This window comes from Vibrio sp. Vb2880 (assembly GCF_033337975.1).
Lineage (GTDB): Bacteria > Pseudomonadota > Gammaproteobacteria > Enterobacterales > Vibrionaceae > Vibrio > Vibrio alginolyticus.
In genome coordinates this window covers 28,152-44,292 of the sequence record NZ_JAWORT010000010.1, presented here as the reverse complement: position 1 = coordinate 44,292, position 16,141 = coordinate 28,152, and the positions used below count along the sequence as shown (strand labels likewise).

General features: G+C 45.8%; 16 protein-coding genes. 15 read left to right on the top strand and 1 reads right to left on the bottom strand.

Translation table 11 applies throughout. The annotated features are described in order from the left end of the window. Positions 1 to 33: 33 nt before the first annotated feature. The 15 genes from R7M92_RS12725 (at position 34) to R7M92_RS12655 (ending at position 14,776) form a co-directional block, all read left to right on the top strand. Positions 34 to 1,866: a sensor histidine kinase gene (locus R7M92_RS12725; RefSeq protein ID WP_318133551.1), complete on the top strand. Its 1,833-nt coding sequence runs from the start codon at positions 34 to 36 to the stop codon at positions 1,864 to 1,866. A gap of 25 nt (positions 1,867 to 1,891) precedes the next feature. Continuing rightward, positions 1,892 to 2,494 carry a response regulator transcription factor gene (locus R7M92_RS12720; RefSeq protein ID WP_213963881.1) on the top strand — a complete coding sequence of 201 codons (603 nt, stop codon included), beginning with the start codon at positions 1,892 to 1,894 and terminating at the stop codon, positions 2,492 to 2,494. Positions 2,495 to 2,596: 102 nt separating this feature from the next. Then, positions 2,597 to 2,995 (top strand): hypothetical protein, encoded by a 399-nt coding sequence (locus R7M92_RS12715; protein ID WP_005376702.1) that lies wholly within the window; start codon positions 2,597 to 2,599, stop codon positions 2,993 to 2,995. Between the two features lie 64 nt (positions 2,996 to 3,059). After that, positions 3,060 to 5,171, top strand: a complete 2,112-nt coding sequence (locus R7M92_RS12710; RefSeq protein ID WP_065274696.1) for a protein-disulfide reductase DsbD family protein — start codon at positions 3,060 to 3,062, stop codon at positions 5,169 to 5,171. Continuing rightward, positions 5,168 to 5,683, top strand: coding sequence for a protein disulfide oxidoreductase (locus tag R7M92_RS12705; RefSeq protein ID WP_213880365.1), 516 nt, complete (start codon positions 5,168 to 5,170; stop codon positions 5,681 to 5,683). Before R7M92_RS12710 ends, R7M92_RS12705 begins: the two co-directional genes overlap by 4 nt. A gap of 161 nt (positions 5,684 to 5,844) precedes the next feature. Beyond that, positions 5,845 to 6,477 carry a class I SAM-dependent DNA methyltransferase gene (locus R7M92_RS12700; protein ID WP_318133548.1) on the top strand — a complete coding sequence of 211 codons (633 nt, stop codon included), beginning with the start codon at positions 5,845 to 5,847 and terminating at the stop codon, positions 6,475 to 6,477. A 25-nt stretch (positions 6,478 to 6,502) separates the two neighbouring features. After that, a complete protein-coding gene (locus R7M92_RS12695; protein WP_318133547.1) occupies positions 6,503 to 7,258 on the top strand; it encodes a class I SAM-dependent methyltransferase in 756 nt (251 codons plus the stop codon). 19 nt (positions 7,259 to 7,277) lie between these two features. Further along, a complete protein-coding gene (locus R7M92_RS12690) occupies positions 7,278 to 7,703 on the top strand; it encodes a GNAT family N-acetyltransferase (RefSeq protein ID WP_318133542.1) in 426 nt (141 codons plus the stop codon). A gap of 3 nt (positions 7,704 to 7,706) precedes the next feature. Beyond that, positions 7,707 to 8,267 (top strand): GNAT family N-acetyltransferase, encoded by a 561-nt coding sequence (locus R7M92_RS12685; protein ID WP_029834621.1) that lies wholly within the window; start codon positions 7,707 to 7,709, stop codon positions 8,265 to 8,267. 227 nt (positions 8,268 to 8,494) lie between these two features. Then, positions 8,495 to 9,628 (top strand): efflux RND transporter periplasmic adaptor subunit, encoded by a 1,134-nt coding sequence (locus R7M92_RS12680; protein WP_140058760.1) that lies wholly within the window; start codon positions 8,495 to 8,497, stop codon positions 9,626 to 9,628. Beyond that, positions 9,621 to 10,892 (top strand): TolC family protein, encoded by a 1,272-nt coding sequence (locus tag R7M92_RS12675; protein WP_318133538.1) that lies wholly within the window; start codon positions 9,621 to 9,623, stop codon positions 10,890 to 10,892. The genes R7M92_RS12680 and R7M92_RS12675 overlap by 8 nt, the downstream gene beginning before the upstream one ends. Next, entirely contained in the window at positions 10,889 to 12,103 is a 1,215-nt protein-coding gene (locus tag R7M92_RS12670; protein ID WP_318133537.1) for an ABC transporter permease, read from the top strand. The genes R7M92_RS12675 and R7M92_RS12670 overlap by 4 nt, the downstream gene beginning before the upstream one ends. Before the next feature lie 2 nt (positions 12,104 to 12,105). Then, complete coding sequence (locus R7M92_RS12665) at positions 12,106 to 13,389, top strand: ABC transporter permease (protein WP_213966766.1); 1,284 nt, start codon at positions 12,106 to 12,108, stop codon at positions 13,387 to 13,389. A 22-nt stretch (positions 13,390 to 13,411) separates the two neighbouring features. Further along, positions 13,412 to 14,104 (top strand): ABC transporter ATP-binding protein, encoded by a 693-nt coding sequence (locus R7M92_RS12660; RefSeq protein WP_318133617.1) that lies wholly within the window; start codon positions 13,412 to 13,414, stop codon positions 14,102 to 14,104. Positions 14,105 to 14,233: 129 nt separating this feature from the next. Beyond that, complete coding sequence (locus tag R7M92_RS12655; RefSeq protein ID WP_318133535.1) at positions 14,234 to 14,776, top strand: hypothetical protein; 543 nt, start codon at positions 14,234 to 14,236, stop codon at positions 14,774 to 14,776. A gap of 104 nt (positions 14,777 to 14,880) precedes the next feature. Here the strand turns inward: R7M92_RS12655 and R7M92_RS12650 are convergent, their stop codons facing one another. Beyond that, entirely contained in the window at positions 14,881 to 15,495 is a 615-nt protein-coding gene (locus tag R7M92_RS12650; protein WP_318133533.1) for a 3'-5' exonuclease, read from the bottom strand. Positions 15,496 to 16,141: the final 646 nt, after the last annotated feature.

The window sequence follows — 16,141 nt, the reverse complement described above, 5'->3', positions numbered from 1 at the left end:
TTGTACTCTCTTGACGGAACGATTCGACTCATCATGAAAAAAGCACTGTGGCTTCAGCTTTGGATTCTTTGCTTAGTTGCCTTTGCATCTTTGGCTCAGGGCGCAGTTTCTGAACAAGCAGATCTGCAAGGAATGCAAGAGCAAAAAGCAGAGCAGCCACAGGCCAAGCAAAAAGTCGAAGTGGGCGTGTTAGCGATACGTGGTCATCTTTATGCTGAGCAGAGATGGCAACCGACCATTGATTGGCTCAATCAGCAAATTTCCGATGTGCATTTTGTCCTTCATCCCCTTAACTTGGATGAAATGGGCGAAGCGGTGAAGTTTCAGAAGATAGATTTCATCTTAACCAACCCAGGTCAGGCAGTGCGATTGGGCAGGCAATACGCGCTGTCGTGGATGGCAACGCTAACCAGCAGAGCACCACAAAACTCGAATTACGGCATTGGTTCGGCGCTTGTGGTTCGAGCCAATTCAAGTTATCAAACGGTGCAAGATGTCTCAGGACATCCCGTTGCAGCGGTATCAGAAAAAGCCTTTGGTGGTTATCTCACGATGCGCTATCAAATAGTCAAAATGGGTCTTAATCCAAACGATTTCTTTTCTGATGTCCGCTATCTTGGTTTTCCTATTGATGCCAACCTGTATCAATTACGTGATGGCAATGTGGAAGCGGCCGTTGTCCCTGCTTGTTTATTGGAACAGATGCTAAGTGAAGGGCTTTTACAACCGAGTAATTATCGAGTTTTAAATCAACAGCCGAACGAGCGCTCGTTATGCGCTGTTTCCACACCGCTTTATCCTAACTGGTCATTTGCCAAAACAGAGCGCGGCTCAGCTCAGATCGCCAAACAGATTGCGCAAGTATTGTTAGCGATGCCACCTGAACACCCTGCGGTTATTGCGGCAGGCGCGTCAGGTTGGACGTCCCCCGTCAGCTTGCTGAGCATCGACAAACTTTATCAGGCGTTGGATCTCCATCCGTTGCAACAACCTTGGTGGAGTGAGGCTCTACGCTGGCTGCGTAGTCATCAAGAATGGGCATGGGCGCTGTTCATGTTTGTGATTGTGTTGAACGCGTACCACTTTTGGCTTGAGTATCGATTTAGCAAGAGTAAGCAAGCGTTGGAGCAGACATCGTTGCGATTAAAAGAGAAAAGTGAACAGTTAGAACATTCACAAAGGGTCGCGATTGTCGGAGAAATCGGCACTAGTCTTGCCCATGAACTCAATCAGCCACTGGCAGCCATTCGCAACTATAGTGAAGGCGGTTTACTTCGCTTGGCCAAAAAGCGCCCTCATGAAGATATTGTCCCTGTGCTTGAGAAAATACAGGGCCAAGTTGAAAGAGCCGATGCAATTATTCAGCGATTAAGAACGTTGATTCGCAAGCGCAGTGTCGACAAAACGTCGTGCGATCTTCAAGTACTCATTGATGACACGATTGAGTTACTCCATTTTCGGATGCAGAAGCAAAACATTTCTATTGTGGCCAGTACAGAAGGGAACATTCGTCCGTTACTTGTCGATGCAGTTGGCGTACAACAGGTTTTAGTTAATGTGATCAGCAACGCGATTGATGCGTGTACTTTGTTCCAAGAGAAATATCACTCATCAGGTTATCAAGGTAAAATTGCCCTGCATTGCGATTACCAAATCAGTCAACTCTCTATTCGAGTGTTAGACAATGGTACAGGGTTGCAGCAAGAGAATCCGACTCAAGCGTTTGTGAGTAGCAAAGAAGAAGGGCTTGGGCTGGGGTTGGCCATTTGTCGCGATGTGATGGAAATGCATGGTGGCGAGTTTGTCATCAGCTCGATAGCACCACATGGTTGTTTGGTTGAGCTTGTGTTTCCATATCAAAACTAATCTGAACTAGACATAGGAGCATTCAATGAGCAGCGGTGAAAAGCAGCTACCTGTTTTTGTAGTCGATGATGATGAATCGGTGCGTGACTCGCTCGCTTTTATGCTGGAAGAGCATGAGTTCAAGGTGACGACTTTTGCTGATGGGCAATCTTTTCTCGACGAAGTGAACATTCATCAGGCCGGATGCGTGATCCTTGATAGCCGAATGCCCAACCTTCGTGGTCAGCAAGTGCACCAAATTTTAAATAAAGCCAACAGCCCGTTAGCCGTTATTTATCTGACAGGGCATGGTGATGTTCCGATGGCGGTCGATGCATTGCAAGCTGGGGCGGTCAATTTCTTCCAAAAACCAGTCAAAGGCGATGAACTGGCACGAGCCATTTTGCAGGGACAGGCGCAGTCTGCCACAAACCTCGATATGGCAGCAGCTAAATCGGCTTATGAATCGCTCACACCTAGAGAAAAAGACATTTTACGTTTGATTATTGAAGGAAAGCGCAACATTCGTATTGCTGACGAACTTTGCATAGCAATGCGAACGGTTGAAGTACACCGAGCTAATCTATTGAAGAAGTTCTCGGCAAAAACCGTCGCAGAGTTGGCATATATTTATGGCAAGCTAGATTAAAGCTTACCGAGTGAAGCCTCTTAAGGTTATTTAGAGGATACAACTTGAGCTTTATGACGACTCGCGTATTATCTTCTTCGTTCTTACTTTATCTGAATTCTTATGAGTTTGTTGACTAAACGACATCACACGCCACATAAGCGGGCAAAATGGCTACTGGCGATTATTGGCTGGGTGGTCGTTGTGTGTCTGATGCAAAATTCAGGCTTTGCATCGTCATGCTCTATGAAATATGAGACGGAATCGCCCGCGGTTTCACTTGCTGATGAGCGTTCGAGCGTCAAGTCTATTGATACTAAAGAAACTAGCAAGTGCGAATTGTCTGAAAAGTTAATTCAGTTTTCTCAACATCAACTCGATGTATTTATTGTTGTTCTGTTTGTCGGTCTTTTTGCTTCGGCAATTTGGTTGTGCAGTGCCTATATTGGTGCGCAACATTGGACGGAACCGATAGGCCGTAAGTATCGAGTCCATCTGACTTTCTGTGTGTTCCGAGAATAAAAGCGTGCTTTCTGACCACTAGCGTCAGTTATTTAGCACCTTTGTCTTTTAACTAGGAATCACTATGAATCAAATTACTAAACTGACTCAGTTTGCGTTCATGTTTTTTATGACGCTTGCTTTGAGTTTGCTCTCTCTGAGTATTTCAGCTCAAACTACTGATACAGGTTGGCTAACCAACCCACAACATCCTCCAGTGCAAACGCGCTTTGTGCTCACTGGTCAACAAGATCCGCAAGCCAAAACACTTACAGGTTATTTGGATGTCAAGTTAACCGGAGACTGGAAAACTTACTGGCGTTCACCTGGTGAGGGCGGCGTAGCACCATCTATTGATTGGCAAAATTCACAAAATTTATCCAAAGTGGATTGGCAATGGCCGCACCCACAAAAATTCGAACTATTAGGTATCGAGACTCTTGGGTATAAAGGCGATACTTTGTTCCCCATGACGCTGCACGTCGAAGACATGTCCAGACCTGTCACGATTGATGCGGTACTGACACTTTCTTCTTGTACGACGATTTGTGTGCTGACCGACTATCAAATTCAATTGACGTTCTTGCCTTCTGATCTAACAGTCGATGAAGGCGTGATGTTCAGTTACGCTCAAGCAGTGAGTAACGTGCCGCAGCCATCGCCGTTTATTGATGTTACTCAGGCGAGTTGGGATGCGAACCAATCGAAACTACAAATCAAGCTACAGAACAGTCAGGGTTGGCAACAACCACAAGTGCTGGTGGATGGTGTCGATGAAGCAACGCGAGACTATAGCTTCAAGCTTGAAGGAATGCATCAAGAAGGAAACATCGTCACCGCGAGCTATATCGTTGATACTTGGCTGGGCGATGTGGAGTTAGATGGTCAGTCGCTGTTTGTGACCATCAAAGACACCAATTTACTAGCAGAAGAAACCACTCAAGCAACTGCTGAGGCAATAGTTGAACCGTTGCCGAGCACGTCTCTAACGAGTGTTTTTCTATTCGCGTTGCTCGGCGGTTTAATTCTTAACATTATGCCTTGCGTTCTTCCGGTTTTGGGGATGAAGCTAAGTAGTATTGTTGCCGCTCAAGGTATCGAGCGTCGTCAAATTCGCGCTCAGTTTGTTGCCTCGTCACTTGGTATATTAACGTCGTTCTGGATTCTCGCTGGTTTTATTTTGGTGCTTAAGCTAACAGGTAATGCCATTGGCTGGGGCGTGCAATTTCAAAGCCCTTGGTTCTTAGGTTTGATGGTGTTGGTCACCACTTTGTTTGGGGCCAATATGCTGGGGCTGTTTGAAGTCCGTCTATCATCGGGTACCAATACATGGCTGGCCTCGAAAGGTGATAACTCCCTAGTTGGTCACTATGTTCAAGGTATGTTTGCCACATTGCTTGCGACGCCTTGCTCCGCGCCTTTTCTAGGAACGGCCGTGGCGTTTGCCTTGGGTGCCGACGTATTAACGTTATTTGCAACCTTTACAGCATTAGCATTGGGTATGGCACTGCCTTGGCTCTTAGTCGCTGTGTTTCCAAATATCGCGCTGAAACTACCAAAGCCTGGCTCGTGGATGAATGTCGTTAAAATAGCGTTTGGCATAATGATGCTGGCAACCAGCGTTTGGCTACTTTCATTAATGGCAAATCATGTACCTATGTTATGGATTGCACTCATCGCTGTAGTTGCTTTTGTTGTAATGATGGCAAGAGTTAAGAAAGTGTATGGTGAGAAAGCGCTTGCTGTATCCGGAACTGCGTCATTAGTGTTGATAGCTGGTGGCCTGTTACTTGGTAGTGTCACTGCCGACCAATGGGCGACACCGCTTCCTGAGGACTTAGCGTGGCAGAAGCTTTCTAACTCGGCGATTGAAGATCACGTCAATAATGGGCGAGTGGTGTTTGTGGATGTCACTGCGGATTGGTGTGTCACGTGTAAAGCGAACAAGATCGGTGTGATCTGGCAAGATCCTGTCTACTCATTGCTGCAAAGCCCTAATGTAGCGACGTTAAAAGGGGATTGGACACATCCGGACGGCTCGGTAACTGACTTTTTACGAGCTCATGGGCGTTACGGTGTGCCGTTTAACATCGTCTATGGCCCGGCAGCGCCACAAGGTATCCCGTTACCTGTGATTCTGACTGATGATGTTGTTTTAAGTGCGGTGAAGCAAGCGAGTGGGGGAGCTATTCAATGAGTTCGACAAAGCGGCGTAGAACATTCCGATATTGGCTCGTTCAAATCGTACAGATGGTGCTCATTGTCACCGTCATTTCCATCGCGATGGATTGGTATCGCACTAAAGATATTCCTAAACAGGAGTCACCACCATTGAGCTCAGTCTTGAGCGATGGCGAACACTTCGATGCAATCGCGCAAAGTTATGAACAACCTGTCGTTGTTTATTTTTGGGCGACTTGGTGTCCCGCTTGTAAATTTGTAAGCCCAAGCGTGAGTTGGCTGAGTGATGACTACACCGTAGTTGGCGTTTCTGGATCGTCGGGACCGAATGAGCGTGTGGCGCAGTTTATGAGGGCAAAAGAATATCGTTTCGAAAACATAAACGATCCTTCAAGCGATATTATGCGTGAATGGAAAATTAGCGTGACCCCAACCATTTATGTTTTAAGAAATGGTGAAATTTCCTCCGTCACAACTGGCGTTACTACTCCGATAGGAATATTAGCGAGAATTTGGTTAGCTCGATAACGTAATAAAAATCCGATATTCAAAATATAGAGTATCGGATTTTTTTGTTGTCCTAAACAACCAGTCGGTCACATACCATAAAGAACTAGTTAACCAATAAGTGTCTAGATGCTTATTGCGTGCTACATTCGAGCATCGTTCTGGTTATCAAGGAGGAAACGATGAACGTAGCAAAAATGTATGATGATGTGTCGGATCGCTATCAAAAGTTGGTGGATGACAGTCACTACGTCGGTCCACGTTGGATTTCTGAGAAGTTAAAAACCTTTCCCGTCGAGCAAGGCTCGGTTCTCGACCTAGCCTGTGCGACTGGCAGTATCGGCCATGTCGTAAAAAGTCACTATCCAGAACTCGCCATCCATGGCTTAGACATCTCGTCCAAAATGGTTGATAAAGCGCGCCAAACTAACCTCTATCAAAGCGTCGCGGTTCATAATCTCGATGAGCCATTTTCCCCTTTGTTTGAACAAACCTTCGACCTTATCACCGCACTTGGTTTTACTGAGTTTCTAGCAGAGCCTCAACAACTTCTGGAGTGCATTTCGCATAAGCTAACTGCGAATGGACGATGTTTTATCAGTTTTCAATACCACGATCCGGATGGACAAGATTTGCCTCGAAATACTTATAGTGGATCGGTCGTGCATAAGGCATATACCGAAAGTGAAGTTGAGCAACTCTGTCAGCAAGCTGGGTTGGAAGTGGTTTCACTAGAAAACGTGATTGGTTACGTATCTGGTGTTGGTTATGTGTGTCGATACTTGATGCTAGAGCTGAAAAAGTCACACCGCTGAAATAAGTAACAAACAAGGACTGTTTTTGAAAACACAAGATTTAACCGAGTTCGGATCTGGCATTGAATACGATGCTCAATACGACCAGCATTACCATCACGACATTGCTTTTATCACAAGGTTAATCGAAGAAACCAATGCTCGAAGTGTACTGGATGTCTGTTGTGGTTCCGGCATTGTCACGATTCCAGTCTCTGAGCAACTCAACGAAGCCATTGGCATTGATATTTCTGAAGGGATGCTCAAACACGCAAAGGACAAAGCCAAAAGCAGGAGTAACTTGCGTTTTCTTCATCTCGACGCAACCCAGTTTTCGTTAGGTAAGAAGTTTGACCTAGCCATAATGACAGGGAATGCATTCCAAGCCTTTTTAAGTGATGAGATGCTAGCAGGTGCACTGAGCTCAATATCAAGACACCTCGAAAAAGGTGGGCGATTTGTTTTCGATACGCGGTTACCAACGCCAGAAAATCTAGAATTGGATCATGAGATGGCGCTGTGGCAAACCTATGTTTCTCCAACCTATGGTGAAGTGAATTATTTCGGTATGAAGACCGAGTATGACTTGCAAACGTCCATCATATATTTGAACAAAGAGCGCCATTTTGAAAGTGGAACGATTGAGCATTCCAGCATTGATTTAAAATATCGTCCGCTAGAAGACATAGAGGGTTTCCTTGAACAAGCGGGATTCAGAATCATAGAGAAGTACCAATCTTGGTCAGCGCAAGTATTTGAGGCGAATGCCACCTCGCTTGTCTGTGTGGCTGAGAAAATATAAATCAATGTTGAGGGATACAATGCAAGGATTTCGAATTACTATGTCGTTAGATGACATGGATTTAGACGTTATCTACCAGTTCATTTCAAACAGTTACTGGGGAAAGGGCATTCCAAGAGAACGCTTTGAGAAGTCATTGCGCCATTCGTTCTGTTTCGCGGTTTTGGATGATGAAAATCAACTCGTTGCTTTTGCTCGGTTAATTACCGATCGTACCACGTTTGCGTACCTTGCCGATGTGTTTGTTATGGAGGTACACCGTGGTAAAGGCATCAGTAAGTGGTTGATCTCAGAAATTGTTGCTCATCCAGAACTACAAGGCTTACGCCGTATGATGCTTGCAACCCGCGATGCTCATGGGTTGTACGAACAGTTTGGGTTCACTCCTATTGCTCCAGTAGAAAACTTTATGCAAATCTGGAAACCGAATGTTTATCAGAGCTAAATCATGATGAGAGTTGAAGCTCAACAAGTGGCAATCAGATACCTCAAAACAACAGACGCTGCTCCCCTGTTTGAAAACTATTTAGGCGATGAGCAAGCATGTCGCTTCCTCAATCGCCAAGCCCACCAAAATTCAAATCAAACCCTTGAAGCTATCGAAAGATGGCGTGCTCAATATGATCAAAAGTCTCCCAATCTATTAGTCTTCACTATTGAAGAACTTACTTCTCAAACTCCTATAGGCTGTCTGGTGCTGATACCTGAGCAAGACAGCAGTGAAATCCATTTTGGTATTTCTGCTCGCTATCAGGGAAAAGGCTATGCAACCCAAGCCTGCAAACTTGGTGTTGTTTACCTGCAAAGCTTGGGTATAACGCGCATTCGCACTACCCCGCATATTGGCAACCACGCGAGTATTCGTGTGTTGGAGAAATGTGGCTTTATCAGCCAAGGCATTTTAAAAGCGCATGCGGTTTTTCCTGCTTTAGGACGTGAGGCGCAAGACTGTATGGATATGCGATTGGAGGATACAGAACTGCGCCATTTTGCACGTTGTTCAGAATGAAAAGGGGGGCGGTTGAAACGAGCGGTTACAGAGCTTGTTAGTCGCCATCGTAGACAGCGTCTTTGCTGAATGATTCGTCGAGATTTTTTAGTCTTTGATTGTCAGAGGCGACTGACAAAGCCATACCAACTGTGACAACCAAACCGCTATTAAAGCAGGATATTATTCCTTCAACTTTGTGTTTTAGGAGTAGTCATTAGACTACCCAATAATTGTTGGAATAAATAATGACGAAACGTTGGCTTGTCTCCGCTGTGAGCATTGCGCTGCTCGGCGGTGGTACGTATTTCTATCTCCAATCTGCCGCTCAACCAGAATTGCTGCCTACATTGATTGTGGAAAAAGGCACGATTGAAAAACAAGCGGTGGCTGTTGGTAAAATTGTCCCTGCACACTCCGTGTCTATCAAGTCACAAATCGACGGTATCGTCGGTGAAATTTACGCGAAAGTTGGTGAAAAGGTGAAGCAAGGCCAGCCGCTGATCAAAGTGCGTCCAAACCCAACCCCCCAAGCATTAACGGATGCATCGGCAGAACTCATGCGTAGTGAAGCCGATCTGGAATCCGCCAAACAAAAACTGTCCAACTTAGAAAGCTTGGTCAAGCAGGACATTATTCCAAGTAACTACGACGAATACGTAAGTGCGCGCTCGGCAGTCAAATCTGCGCAAGCGGACGTATTGCAAAAGCGCCAGAATCTCGAACTCATCCGCAGTGGTGAGGCGTCTATCGGTGATGCGCGTTTAACGTCGACGATCTACGCGCCAATTGATGGCACGGTACTCAACCAGAAAGTTGAGGTCGGAGAGCCGATCATCTCGACTCAATCAAGCCAAGCCGCGACTGAAATGATGTCATTGGCCGACATGAACAGTCTGATTTTTAAAGGTAGCGTCAGTGAGCATGATGCTGCGCAGTTGTCTCCGGGAATGCCCGTTATGTTGACGGTTGCGCCTTATCCTGATGTGGCGATTTCTGGTGTGCTAACCAAAGTGGCGATTCAATCTGAGAACCTTAACTCACCAGAAGGCAACGCTTCGGCAAAAAGTTTTGATAACGGTTTTGAGGTTGAAGTGGGAGAACTCAAGATCCCACAAGATGTGTTGCTTCGTTCTGGTTTTTCATCGACGGCTCAAATCATTCTGAAGAAGTCTGAAAACGTGCTCACTCTACCGGAGCGCGCTCTGCAATTTGATGGTGACGTACCGAATGTTCTGATCCCCGACAGCTCAGAACAAGGGTTTCATAAACAACCGGTGAAACTCGGTCTGTCAGATGGCATCAATGTCGAAGTGCTTGATGGCGTGGAGCTTGATGAAGAGGTCATCGACAACAGCATGATGGGAGCGGCGCATGGTTAAGCTGCAACGATCAACAATCGCCTTTGCATTGTTGGCTGCCACGCTCAGTTTGCCTACCTACGCAATTTCTATTGAACAAGCTTGGCAACAAGCAAAGCATAACGATCCAAATTACGAAAAGGCGAAAATCGGCGTCCAGCTTGGCGAGGTTGGCGTACAGAGTAGCCACAGTGCGTTATTGCTGGGTTTAAGTGCCAGTGCGTCAGCGGATTGGAATGAGTCCTCAAGCCATTCCAACAGTTACGGCGCGACCTTATCTCAAACTATTTGGGATAGCAGTTTGTGGTCGGAACTGGATCAAGCGAATGCCAATTATCTCAAAGCACAGTTAGAGCTATCTCAATCACATAACGAGCTTGCGCAGAAGTTGCTCACCGCTTACCTAGATGTGGCAAGCGCACAGGGCGACCTCAAATTGGCACAGTCCAAGCTGGAGGAGGGGAAAGAACTTCTCAACATCATTGAGAAACGCTATCGAGCAGGCAAAGTGAAGTCGGTTGATGTTGAAGAGATGCGAGCGAATCAAGTCTCTGAGCAAGCAAGTATCCTCAATGCAAAAGCCGATCTCGAAGTGAAAAAAGCAGAGCTTGCGGCGTTAATCAATCAAATGCCGGAGAGTGTCGACCAAATTCGAACGGATTCTCTAATTCAGCCGCCGATGCTGGTGGACTCTCTGGATCAATGGCTAAAGCTGGCGAAAGACAGCAGTCCAGAGCTGTTGGTAGCGGCGCAGATGGTGAAAGCGAGCGAGTTCGCGAAAGATTCAGCTAAAGGTGGATACTACCCGACCGTCAAAGGCAGTGTGGGCTACAGCGATGGTGACAATCGTTCAAACGGCGAGTTTAACGCTGGGATTAGTTTGAGTTTGCCGATTGACCTCAATGGTGCAGTGCGAGCGAGAGTGGACGAAGCATCGTTGAACATTTTAAACGCCAAGCAAGATATGCGTAGAGTGGAAATTGATATTCAGAAACGAGTTATTCAGCAGTTTACGCAGGTCGATATCAACTGGAATCAAGTTTTGATAGCGAACGAGCTGGTTGAGTCGCGCGCCAGAGTGTTGCAAAGCAAAGAGAAACTTTACGACGCTGGTCTGCTTGAAGTGTCGGAAGTTATCAGTGCACACAACAGCTTGTTTGAGGCGAAAAACAGTCTGCAAACCAACTTGTACAGCTATTGGCGTAAGAGAATCGGCTTACTGCAAACCGCAGGGAAACTCGATGACGATACCATGGCGTTGATCTCTCGAGCTTTTCATTCATGAGCAATCTATTGCAACAAACTTGGCAAACGTTGATGGCGCATCGCATGAAGAGCGTGCTAGCCATTATCGCGATTGCTTGGGGCGTGATCTCTGTGGTGGTGTTAATCGCACTTGGCGAAGGCTTTTATCGCCATCAGACCCAGTCGTTTTCATTTATGATCAACAATGTGCAAGTGGTGTTTCCGTCGAGTACCAGTAAACCGTGGCAAGGGTTACCTTCAAGACGACAAATTGATATTCCACAAGAAAAAGTCGACATGATCAAACAGTCAGGCTTCGTGCAACAGGCGTCAAGCGTTTACGCCAAATGGGATGCGAATATCACCAATCTCAAAGGACAGAATTTATCGAGTACGGTCAGCGGTATTGATACGTCTTACTTTCCTTTAATGCAACGCAAGCTGCAATCCGGTTCGAGAAACCTGTCACCAAGCGATATGGACAACCACACTCGCGTGGCGGTGTTAGGCGATCAAATTGCGCAAATGGGCGGAATCCAAATCGGGGATAGGCTCAAAGTCAACGGCATTCCGTTTTTGGTGATTGGGATAACCGTTGGTGAGGACACTGGCATTTCATTCGGCGATAGCCGCACGGTTTTCATTCCTCAAACAACGTACCGCGATTTGTGGGATGCGAAACCTTGGATGGTATTGATGAAGCCGAGAGACGGGATGGATGCACCGTCGTTTCGACAAAATATCGTGAACTTTTTCGCCAAACAGCTTCATTTTGACCCAAGTGATAAAGATGCGATCGAATTACCCGATTTTAGTGAAGGTGCGGCGGTCATCAGTGGAATTTTACGTGGCATTCAGATTTTTCTCGGAGCGAGCGGTGCGATGACCATGGCGGTCGGTGCGCTTGGCGTTGCCAACATCATGTTTTTATCTGTCACGGAGCGCACGCGTGAAATCGGTGTGCGTTTAGCGATCGGGGCGACTCAAAAATCCATACTCAGTCAGTTTATTCTTGAAGGGCTTATTTTGGTAGCCATGGGCACGGCATTAGGTCTGATGTTTTCGTATGCCGTGGTATCTGTCTTAAGCCGCATGGCATTACCGGAATGGATTGGTTTGCCTGTGATCACGCCAGATTCCATTGCTTGGTCTTTACTTGTGACACTTATCTTGGCATTGATGGCATCGTATTTCCCAGCAAGGCGAGCATCGCGTCTCACGCCAGTCATTGCTTTGAGTGCGAGGGCCTAGTCATGTTGTTACCGATGAGACAAATTTTCCAAGAAATGGCCGCAGAAAAGCTGAGATTGGGTTTGACCATTCTGGCAGTAGCGTGGGCGACCCTCTGTATCGCTGCTATGTTGGCGGTAGGTGAGGGCATTCGTCAGGGGGTATTGAAAACCGCACAAAATGGTAACGGCAACTTGATCTATTTGACCGGAGGGATGGCCACCGTCGACCACGGTGCTTTTCACCAAGGTAAGTTTCTGACATTAAAAATGGACGATTCAGAGGTCGTTCGAGCGTTACCCGATGTAAAAAGCGTTGCGCCAACTGCGAAGTGGAAAGAGCGCATCACCGTTGGTGACAGAAGCTCGTGGCAAGAGCCGTTAGCGGTCACGAGCGAGTTTCAATCCATGACCAATTTGGTGCCGATGGCGGGGGGGCGATGGTTAAACCCACTCGATCAAAAAGAGACGCGCAAAGTCGTTGTACTGGGTTATGAACTGGCAGCCGACTTATTCAACCCGAATGAGGACTTTAGTTGGTTTGCGACAGTCACATTGCAAGTCAACCCTGTGGGGAAAAAGGTAAAAATCGGCAATGAGCAGTTCACCGTTGTGGGCGTATTGGAGAAAAACAGCGCCCAAATAGAACTGGGGGATCTTATCAACTATTCCAGCTTTGTGCCGTTAGCGACGTGGAAGCGATTTCATGTCAACGGTGAAATTGGTGGCATCAATGTGCAACCACAAGCCGATGTAGACCGAGAAGCCTTAGCAAAGACGATCAGGCAAGTGATTGCCCGTAAGCACGGGGCAAGTGTCAGTGATGAACAGGTCGTCCAAGTCGATGATATGTTCCTTAAACAAAAGAGTATGCAGCAGTTTCTGATAGGTTTGCAGAGTTTTCTTGGCATTATCGGCTTCGTGACGTTAGCTGTTGCTGGCGTTGGCATCGCCAATGTGATGTATGCCACCGTAAAGCGATCTACGCGTGATATCGGCGTGCGCATGGCAGTCGGTGCAACCCCAACGGCCATTCGCATGCACTATTTAGTGCAGTCTTTATTGACAATGATGATGGGGGGCGCGCTTGGCTTAGGCGTGACGTACGCGCTGGTGTCTGCCATCAGTTCCATTCCTTTAGAGGGCAATGCCTTTTATGAACAACTGGGTAAACCTGTCCCTGAGTTGTCGTGGGTCGTTGTCGCGATTGTCATCCTCACCTTAGTGATAATTGGTGTGGCATCTGCATGGTTACCTGCAAACCGAGCCGCAAAAGTCAGCCCATTGGAGGCGCTACAAAGTGAATAACAACAATAACTCTGGAGAGAACATGTCGAACCAGCCGCTTGTTGAGCTAACCAACATCTGCAAATACTACTCAAGCGGAGAGGCGGAAGTACGTGCGCTCGACGGCGTAGACTTAACCATCAATCAAGGTGAGTTTCTTTCGATTCTTGGCCCGTCTGGCTCGGGTAAATCAACGCTAATGAACATGCTCGGCTGTTTAGATAAGCCCACCGATGGCGAGTACCAACTTGGCGGCCAAAACGTAGCAAGTTTAAGTGCGAATGACCTAGCTGGCATTCGTAACCAAAAGATCGGGTTTGTCTTCCAAAGCTTTAACTTATTGGAATACGCGACGGCGCTTGATAACGTGGCACTGCCGTTGGTTTACTCTGGCATCAAAGCCAAAGAACGTCGCCAGCGCGCAGCTAAATTGCTAGAGCAAGTCGGGCTAGGGGATCGTTTAGACCATAAACCAAACCAGCTTTCTGGTGGTCAAAAGCAGAGAGTTGCGATTGCAAGAGCCTTGGTCAACGATCCGCAAATCATCTTAGCGGATGAACCAACGGGTGCATTGGATTCAAAATCCGGCGCAGAGATTGAAGCCTTGTTCAATCAACTTCACGCTGAAGGCAGAACATTGATCATCGTGACGCACGATAACGCCCTCGCAGAACGCACCAAACGCATCATCACGATCAAAGATGGTAAGGTGATTTCGGATTGGGTGCCGGAGTGATATCTACAGTTTGGAACTTTACTAAAATAAAGATAATTTACCTATGAAAATGGTTACTTTGGAAGTGGTGTTTTAGTCAGCCTTGTTTAGAATTTACATCTCAATTTTAAACAAGGCTGTAATATTGTAATGCATATCAATCACGCACTTTATAGAAGTGAAAAATATAACGATGAACCAATAGAAGAGATCCTTTCTCGGTTAAACAATACTGATTATTTTTATTTGAATGAGAGTAACCCTAGTGAAGGTGCTTACTTGACTAAGAAAAAGAAAAATATCTTAATAGTAAAAAGAAAAACTTCTCGAAGTTCTGAAGCACATCAAGACCGGTTATTCAATGATCGTGAGTTTATAAACTCCAGCTCAATTGTTGCAGGGCGAGAGATTGGCGGCGAGCTTCGATGTAAACTAGAACAAGATAAAAATAAAACGAAAATAACGTACTCTTGGTATCCTGATGAGTTTGTTCAAAAGTTTTGTTATGCATTTATTGTTCTGGCTTTTTTAATGTCAGCCCTTAAATTTACTCCTAGTGATTACGATGTTATTTGGAATCTATTGAAAGCTGTTTTGATATTTTCATTTCCAAGTTTATTACAAATGATTTACCTTCCAGGTCAAATAAAGCTGGCAAACAAAATTTTGAGATTAAATAACACTAAACAGTAGTTATTAAATACATAAAAAGCGATTTTAATGTGAGCAATCGCTTTCTATATTTAATAATCCGATTCCTATCAAAAGCAATCGACTTTTGTCTATATCTCGTGTGGTTAAAACCGATTTTTAGAGAGCAACTGCTCCACTTTTCCTTTCGCTGTTTTACTTACCGTCTGCATAAACTTAAAGCTTGGCGCTGCGATGCCCGATTGCTCAAGCTCTTCTACCATCAGCAGCCACAGTTTTGCTGTTACCTGTGCATCGGCTAACGCGCGGTGGAATACACCGTCGTTTTCGATGTTCTTATAACGAACCAACTCACCCAGCTTGTGTGACGGCGCATCTTGAATAAGGCGTCTTGCTACCAATAAAGAACACGCGAACTCACCAGAGTAGCCGCAGTCGATTCGCTCCAGTTCCGTATCCAGAAAGCGCTTATCAAAAGACGCGTTGTGCGCGATAAGGTTCTCACCCGCAATAAATTCACTGAACGATGCCATCACTTCATCGCAGCTCAGCGCTGTGCGCAGCATGTTATTGGTAATGCCTGTGTAGCCCTCAATAAATGAGCTAACACGAAAGCCAGGATTCATAAGTTGCTGAAAACTATCGGCCACCTCACCATCGACGATCTTAACCGCACCGATTTCAATCGCGCGATCCCCCATATTCGGAGACAGACCTGTGGTTTCAAAGTCGAGTACGACAACGGAGTTAGCTTGAGGCATGAAGTTTTCCAACTGAACAATAGGGCGCAAGAGTATCGTTGAAAGTGTGGGAGGGGGAGAAGCTTTAGTAGTGAGAGAAACTTACGGAAGCTCAGTTAGACATTGAGTGTTAGATTGCCCACTAGATAAAACACCCTACAAAATCTGGTGCGTTCGTTTGCCCTCATAAAATGTAACCTAAAGCGATTCAAACTCTCACTGTGGGTGTTTGTCTGTTCAAAGTTACCTTTTTGGGTGGCGAGTTATCCTGATATCTGGTCAGCAATGATTATTCTGTGCTTTTTAATGAAACGGCACTTACCCACTTTGATCATATCTTTTAACTGGTGCAATCTTAACCATTACGCTGGTGTCCACAAATAACGTTGCAATATCATGACTTACTAAATTTTAAAAAGTTACAAATAGATATTCATAGATGTGCCGGTGGAACACTAAACACGATTGTATTTCTACCCGTTATACTTTCTAGCTCAATAGTGTTTCTTTTCTACAGAGTGTTTTTACTCAATTATATGTTGCTGACGTGATTTTGCCTGACAAAAAGTTATCTTGCATAGTGAAACCAACACAAACACGGTCAATTTTGGGTTATCATCTACAGATGCTTACCTGTACTTAACAAGTTGAAAGAGATATAAGTAAA

Excerpts from the sequence above, each read along its gene's own strand:
- R7M92_RS12725 (WP_318133551.1), top strand. The coding sequence starts at position 34 with ATGAAAAAAGCACTGTGGCTTCAGCTTTGGATTCTTTGCTTAGTTGCC.
- R7M92_RS12720 (WP_213963881.1), top strand. The coding sequence starts at position 1,892 with ATGAGCAGCGGTGAAAAGCAGCTACCTGTTTTTGTAGTCGATGATGAT.
- R7M92_RS12715 (WP_005376702.1), top strand. The coding sequence starts at position 2,597 with ATGAGTTTGTTGACTAAACGACATCACACGCCACATAAGCGGGCAAAA.
- R7M92_RS12710 (WP_065274696.1), top strand. The coding sequence starts at position 3,060 with ATGAATCAAATTACTAAACTGACTCAGTTTGCGTTCATGTTTTTTATG.
- R7M92_RS12705 (WP_213880365.1), top strand. The coding sequence starts at position 5,168 with ATGAGTTCGACAAAGCGGCGTAGAACATTCCGATATTGGCTCGTTCAA.
- R7M92_RS12700 (WP_318133548.1), top strand. The coding sequence starts at position 5,845 with ATGAACGTAGCAAAAATGTATGATGATGTGTCGGATCGCTATCAAAAG.
- R7M92_RS12690 (WP_318133542.1), top strand. The coding sequence starts at position 7,278 with ATGCAAGGATTTCGAATTACTATGTCGTTAGATGACATGGATTTAGAC.
- R7M92_RS12685 (WP_029834621.1), top strand. The coding sequence starts at position 7,707 with ATGATGAGAGTTGAAGCTCAACAAGTGGCAATCAGATACCTCAAAACA.
- R7M92_RS12680 (WP_140058760.1), top strand. The coding sequence starts at position 8,495 with ATGACGAAACGTTGGCTTGTCTCCGCTGTGAGCATTGCGCTGCTCGGC.
- R7M92_RS12675 (WP_318133538.1), top strand. The coding sequence starts at position 9,621 with ATGGTTAAGCTGCAACGATCAACAATCGCCTTTGCATTGTTGGCTGCC.
- R7M92_RS12670 (WP_318133537.1), top strand. The coding sequence starts at position 10,889 with ATGAGCAATCTATTGCAACAAACTTGGCAAACGTTGATGGCGCATCGC.
- R7M92_RS12665 (WP_213966766.1), top strand. The coding sequence starts at position 12,106 with ATGTTGTTACCGATGAGACAAATTTTCCAAGAAATGGCCGCAGAAAAG.
- R7M92_RS12660 (WP_318133617.1), top strand. The coding sequence starts at position 13,412 with ATGTCGAACCAGCCGCTTGTTGAGCTAACCAACATCTGCAAATACTAC.
- R7M92_RS12655 (WP_318133535.1), top strand. The coding sequence starts at position 14,234 with ATGCATATCAATCACGCACTTTATAGAAGTGAAAAATATAACGATGAA.
- R7M92_RS12650 (WP_318133533.1), bottom strand. The coding sequence starts at position 15,495 with ATGCCTCAAGCTAACTCCGTTGTCGTACTCGACTTTGAAACCACAGGT.